The organism is Candidatus Kaelpia imicola (assembly GCA_030765505.1).
In the GTDB taxonomy this organism is placed as follows: domain Bacteria; phylum Omnitrophota; class Gorgyraeia; order Kaelpiales; family Kaelpiaceae; genus Kaelpia; species Kaelpia imicola.
On record JAVCCL010000030.1, the window covers coordinates 1 to 5,814 of the forward strand.

The 5,814-nt window shown below is 38.0% G+C and carries 6 protein-coding genes; 5 read left to right on the top strand and 1 reads right to left on the bottom strand.

Features of this window, described 5'->3' with window-relative positions; translation table 11 throughout:
• Nucleotides 1-275, bottom strand: a 275-nt coding sequence (locus P9L98_04865) for a hypothetical protein (GenBank protein ID MDP8216628.1), incomplete at its 3' end; no start/stop codon positions are given.
• Nucleotides 276-774: 499 nt separating this feature from the next.
• Here P9L98_04865 and P9L98_04870 point away from each other — a divergent pair.
• The 5 genes from P9L98_04870 (at nucleotide 775) to P9L98_04890 (ending at nucleotide 5,134) form a co-directional block, all read left to right on the top strand.
• Nucleotides 775-909 (top strand): hypothetical protein, encoded by a 135-nt coding sequence (locus tag P9L98_04870; GenBank protein MDP8216629.1) that lies wholly within the window; start codon nucleotides 775-777, stop codon nucleotides 907-909.
• A 150-nt stretch (nucleotides 910-1,059) separates the two neighbouring features.
• Entirely contained in the window at nucleotides 1,060-1,896 is an 837-nt protein-coding gene (locus P9L98_04875) for an alpha/beta hydrolase (protein ID MDP8216630.1), read from the top strand.
• 19 nt (nucleotides 1,897-1,915) lie between these two features.
• Entirely contained in the window at nucleotides 1,916-3,175 is a 1,260-nt protein-coding gene (locus P9L98_04880; GenBank protein MDP8216631.1) for an MFS transporter, read from the top strand.
• An 11-nt stretch (nucleotides 3,176-3,186) separates the two neighbouring features.
• Nucleotides 3,187-4,731: a long-chain fatty acid--CoA ligase gene (locus tag P9L98_04885; protein MDP8216632.1), complete on the top strand. Its 1,545-nt coding sequence runs from the start codon at nucleotides 3,187-3,189 to the stop codon at nucleotides 4,729-4,731.
• Entirely contained in the window at nucleotides 4,721-5,134 is a 414-nt protein-coding gene (locus P9L98_04890) for a DUF2784 domain-containing protein (GenBank protein MDP8216633.1), read from the top strand. The genes P9L98_04885 and P9L98_04890 overlap by 11 nt, the downstream gene beginning before the upstream one ends.
• Nucleotides 5,135-5,814: the final 680 nt, after the last annotated feature.

Below are 5,814 nucleotides of genomic sequence, written 5' to 3' on the forward strand. Positions count from 1 at the left end.
AAAATTGGGTCTTCCGTTTCTTCGATTTTTCTGATAAAATATGCAGGTAGGTTATCAATGATCTTTAATAATTGTGAAATGCGTGCCCGGGATACGTTGAAGTTTTCAGCCACAAGGCTGTATGAATGCCCGGGATTGATTGTCACATAAGCTTTCACATCGAGGGCGATCCGAACGATGTTCTTAGGCATTTTGACCGGTTGTGGGGTTGGTGCCGGGAATGGTTGGTCAATTGACAGCTCAAATCGCTTAGTACGTCGTTTATAGACCTTCACAAGTAGTTGAATGCATTGGACTTGTGGAGTTTGACTCGTGTCTCGTTTGGGGAGCCATTTATTTTACTTGGAAATATCGAGTAGAGAATTTAACAGTCCCGAGTGACAATTGTTGTTCGGGACTGTTTTGTATCTCACCAAGGGTTAAAGATTTAGAGTATTATAGTAGAAGTTAACTTATCCGATAGAACCTCTCTGTTTACAAATATGAAGAACTCCTTCTTAAAAACATGCAAAATATCTGTCTTTATACCTCTCTTTATCTCTAAATTCCACCATTATCAAAAGATGGTATTTAACAGTGTTATTTGGTTATTATTGATCATTTCCTCTTTACATACTTCCACTGAATTGCTAAATTATCTTTTGAGAAGTTAATTGGTCTATTCATAGCATACCCTCCTGGGGATTATTCCCCGGTTAATGGTTATTGTCTACCATTAGGGTATGCCATCTCTTTATCCTTTCAAAGAACTTTTAATCTCAAAGTGTCCAAAATATGTTACACTACTCACATAAAGCATTTGGATATCCCGAGATATCCCGCAGAATTACCCGAGAAGAATTTGAGGAAGCGGTAAGATGGGCAAAGGAATGCGGCCTTATCAATCTGGATATTCAAGGATGGCGATAAGGGAAGATTAACCCAATTCTCCAATAAAGGCTAACAGTATCATTCTGGTTAGCTTTGTACCTATGATAGGGGAAGAGGTGAAAAAATAAGAAAAAAGGTGGGTAGACCTTACCATAGTGATGCAAATATGAAAAAGGGATTGTCAGAGATATGAAGTTAATGCTTAATCGGATTTTAATATCAATATTAATATTCTCAGTTTTTATGTTTGCCTATGTAAAATATTTTGAGAGGAAGGGCATATATTATCCCACAAAAGAAATTGAATCTACCCCTATGAATGCAGGCCTTAAATATGAGGATGTTTTCTTTAACACCGATGATGGTCTGAAGCTAAATGGTTGGTTTATTCCGGCAGAAGACCCGAGAGGCACACTTCTATTCTGTCATGGGAATGCGGGAAATATAAGCCACCGCATTGAAATCATAGAAGTCTTTAATGAACTTAACCTGAATGTTTTTATTTTTGATTACCGGGGTTATGGAAGAAGTCAGGGCAGCCCAACCGAGGAGGGGCTCTATCGAGATGCCCAGGCAGCTTATAAGTATTTGCTTGGTAGGAAAAATATTAATAAAGATGCAATTGTGATTTATGGAAAATCTATAGGAGCAAATGTGGCTATCGATTTGGCTTCTAAAGTTACAGTAGCTGTCCTTATCTTTGAGAGCGGGTTTAGTTCTGCTTATGATATGGGAAAGAAATTATTTCCATATTTGCCCGTAAAATGGATAATTACAATTAAATATGATGCTTTAGCAAAGATAAAAAATATCGCTATCCCTAAATTAATTATTCATAGTCAAGATGATGAGATTGTGCCGTTTAAATTAGGTAAGAAGTTATTTGAAGCCGCACCCCCACCAAAGGAGTTTTACCAGATGCAAGGGGGGCACAATGAGGCCTTTTTTATGGCCATGAAAGAATATAGCTCTAAGATAAATATTTTTCTTAGTAAATATCTTAACCCCATGGGGTTAAACCTTTAACATTAGCAAATTAGAGTTGATGATGCTTAATAGAAAACTTACTATCTTTTCCTGGTCGATGTATGACTTCGCCAATACCATATTTGCGATGAATGTAACCTCCCTTTACTTTGCTTTGTGGGTAACTGTGGATATGAAGGGAGAAGATATCCTGTACAGTTGGGCGTTATCTGGCTCGATGCTACTGGCGGCATTATCAGCTCCTTTAATGGGAGCGATATCGGATAGGGTTGGGAGAAGGATACCTTTCTTGATAATTTTTACTTTGATATGTTGTATCTTCACTGCTCTAATCGGGTTGACGAATAGATTATTTTTTGGACTTCTTCTTTTTGCTATTGCCAATTTTTGCTATCAAATAGCAGCCATTTTCTACAATGCTTTGCTTCCTCAGATGAGCGGTAAGGGTCAAATTGGCCGGGTATCCGGTTACGGGACAAGTCTAGGATATTGTGGTACCATTGCCGGACTTTTATTAGTCAGGCCATTTGTTTTAAAATATGGAAGTCAGGCCGCATTTATCCCCACAGCAATTTTATTTTTGCTATTTTCCCTTCCCTGCTTTCTATTTGTAAAAGATTGTCTGGTAGAAAGAAGAGATAAACCCTGCCTTTTCTTACTTCGTGGGCTTTCTGCAAAGCAGAAAGGGCGGGGTAAATTTGAACCTCAAATAAGAGGAGCTTTTAGAAAAATAAAAGAGACCTTCGTAAATATTAAAAGGTATCCAGACCTTTTTAATTTTTTAATTGCGGCAATTTTTGCCTTTAATGCCATCAACACCATTATCGTATTTATGTCTGTTTATACCAAGAAGGTTATGGGATTTACAGATCCTGAGATTATCACCTTCTACATTGTATCTACTATCTTTGCTATTATTGGTTCATTTATAGCCGGGTTTATTACTGACAGCCTGGGCTCAAAACGAACTTTAAGTATTGTTTTGGGGCTATGGTGTATAAGCATCCTTTTAACGGTGATAGCTTTTAATAAAATCGTATTTTGGGCTGTGGGGCCATTGGTAGGAATATGTTTAGGTGCAACCTGGACAAGCGCCCGGGCATTAGTAGTAGATTTATCTCCACCACAAATGGTAGGAGAAGTCTTCGGATTCTATGGCTTAACCGGAAAATCTGCCTCTATTATCGGACCGTTTATCTGGGGGGCTGATAGTGTGGGCGTTTGGTTTTTTAGGGATTTTAAAGTATCGATTGGCAATCTTTGCCTTATTGCTATTTTTAGGAGTGGGATATCTTTTCCTTCGCAAGGTGCCGGATAAAAAATATGTTGATGGAAAATAAACTGATGACTTTAACAGAGAGGTTAGAAGAAAGTTGTAGAATTTATTCCAAGAAAGATGCCCTTATCTTTGGGAAGAGGCGAATTACTTACCGCCAGTTAAACAGTCAGGTCACTACAGTAAGTTACGGGCTAATCCGGTTAGGGATAAAGAAAGGCGAAAAAATAGCCATTCTATTGAAAAACTGTCCGGAATATATTGTAAGCTATTTCGCTATCCTAAAGGTTGGGGGAATAGCTATCCCTTTAAATTTTATGCTTAAGGAAGAGGAGTTAAAATATATCCTGGATAACGCGGAGGTCTCTACTACTATCACATCACCGGAGTTTATGCCCACAATCAATCGTCTGAAATTGCGGCTGGAGAGGCTAAAACAGGTTATCGTAGTGGGAGAGACAACTCCATGTACGATAAATTTTTCCGACCTGCTGAGTAAATCTCCATCTGGTGAGAAAGTTTCGGCTCTTAAGCCTGACAATGTAGCAGCCATCCTCTATACCTCTGGCACTACTGGACATCCCAAAGGAGTAATGCTTACCCATAAGAATCTGATTTCCAATGTTATCTCATCTATAAAAGCAATTAAGTTCACTAAAAAGGACAGATTCTTGTGTCTTTTACCGATGTTTCATTCCTTTACTTGGATGGCCTGTGTCTTAGCCCCTTTATATTTAGGAGCATCAATTGCCATTGTGGAATCGGTGAAGCCATTTGGGAAGGTGATAAGAAATATCATAAGAAATAGGATAACTGTCTTTGTTGCTATTCCTGCTATCTATAATGTGCTTTCTAATATTCCCGTTCCCATGATACTTGTTTCCCGGCTGCTTAAGATTGTTAATCCTTTACGAATATGTGTATCGGGAGCGGCCAGTTTAGCCCTTGAGGTATTAAGGAAATTTGAGGAAAAATTTCGCATCCCGATTCTGGAAGGATATGGTCTTACTGAGGCTTCACCTGTGGTATCGATTAATCCCCCAAAAAAGAGAAAGCCTGGTTCTGTAGGCTTACCCATAGCCGGGGTTGAGGTAAAGATAGTGGATGAAGATGGTAATCAATTGCCACCTAATAAAGAAGGTGAACTTTTAGTTAAAGGCGAGAATGTGATGAAAGGCTATTATAAACTTCCTGAGGAAACGAAAAAGACAATAAAAGATGACTGGTTATATACAGGAGATATAGCAAAGATTGATGAAGATGGCTATATCTACATTGTGGATAGAAAGAAGGATATGATTATTGTGCGCGGCTTAAATGTCTATCCCCGGGAAATAGAGGAGGTTCTTTATCAAAATACAAAGGTTGCTGAAGCAGCGGTAATAGGTGTAAAGGATGAACTTAGAGGGGAAGTGCCTATAGGATATGTAACTTTAAAAGAAGGCGAAAAGGCAACAAAAGGAGAACTTATCCGCTTCTTGAGGGAAAGACTTGCTTCCTACAAGGTTCCCAGAACTATCGAATTCAGGGATTCTTTACCCAAGACCTCCACTGGCAAAATCCTGAAGCGGGCATTAAGGAAAGAAAATGTTATATAAGGCCTTTGCGGATTTAATTGTGGTTATACATTTTGCCTGGATATTGTTTATGCTAGTAGGAGCTATACTCACTTTAAGCGGGTTCTTCTATAAAAGATTTTTTGATTGGTGGTCATTCAGAATACTTCATCTTTGTGGTATAATCTATGTCGGGCTTTTGGCTTTTTTAAGAGAATATTGCCCTTTAACCATACTGGAAAATACCTTAAGAGCGAAATATAATCCTGATTTAACCTATCCCGGTTCATTTATAGTTCACTATATCGAGAAGTTAGTTTATCCGGATGTCAATCCATCGATAATATTGGTGCCTACTATATTTATTGCTGTTTTTACTATAGTGGTATTTATAATTAAATCACCAACAAAAATAAGGAGAATATTTAAATGGAGAGAGAGTTAAAAAAAGAACTTACTCTTTTAGATGGCTTTTGCGTAGCTACGGGCGCAATGATTAGTTCCGGCCTTTGATTTTCTTACGTAGGATTTGGTTTTCTACCTTAAGGTATTCTATCTGCCTAATCAATCGGCTATGCACAAGGTGCCCTAAAAGAAACAAAAGCTCTTGAAAAAGCCTGCCGTTCGTGTTATAAAAGCATTTACTTGGCATGTTTACTTCCTTGTAATTGCACCGTTTTAGTAGATGTCCACCCCATGAGGCTGGACATCTTGTAACTGTTTATTAACAAAAGACTTATGAAAATTGACTCTCCAAAATACCGGACAAATTTGGACAAAAAACCCACCTTTTAGCCTGATTCTCTTAATTTTTGCACCCCTCTGAAAACCATAATCCTGTTAAATAAGGAGTTCGAACTTTTTCCGGGCCGGCGCAATAGCTACCAAAACTACCTCTCTTATTTGACGTTTATCATTATGCATTATATTCTTAAAAATAATTACAGTGTTTAAAAGAATATCAGTTGTCGAGCCATTTATTTTACTTGGAAATATCGAGCAGAGAATTTAACAGTCCCGAGTGACAATTGTTGTTCGGGACTGTTTTGTATCTCGCCAAGTGTTAAAAAGTTAGAGTGTTATAGTAGAAGTTAATCTATCCAATAAAAACTCTCTGCTTGCAAA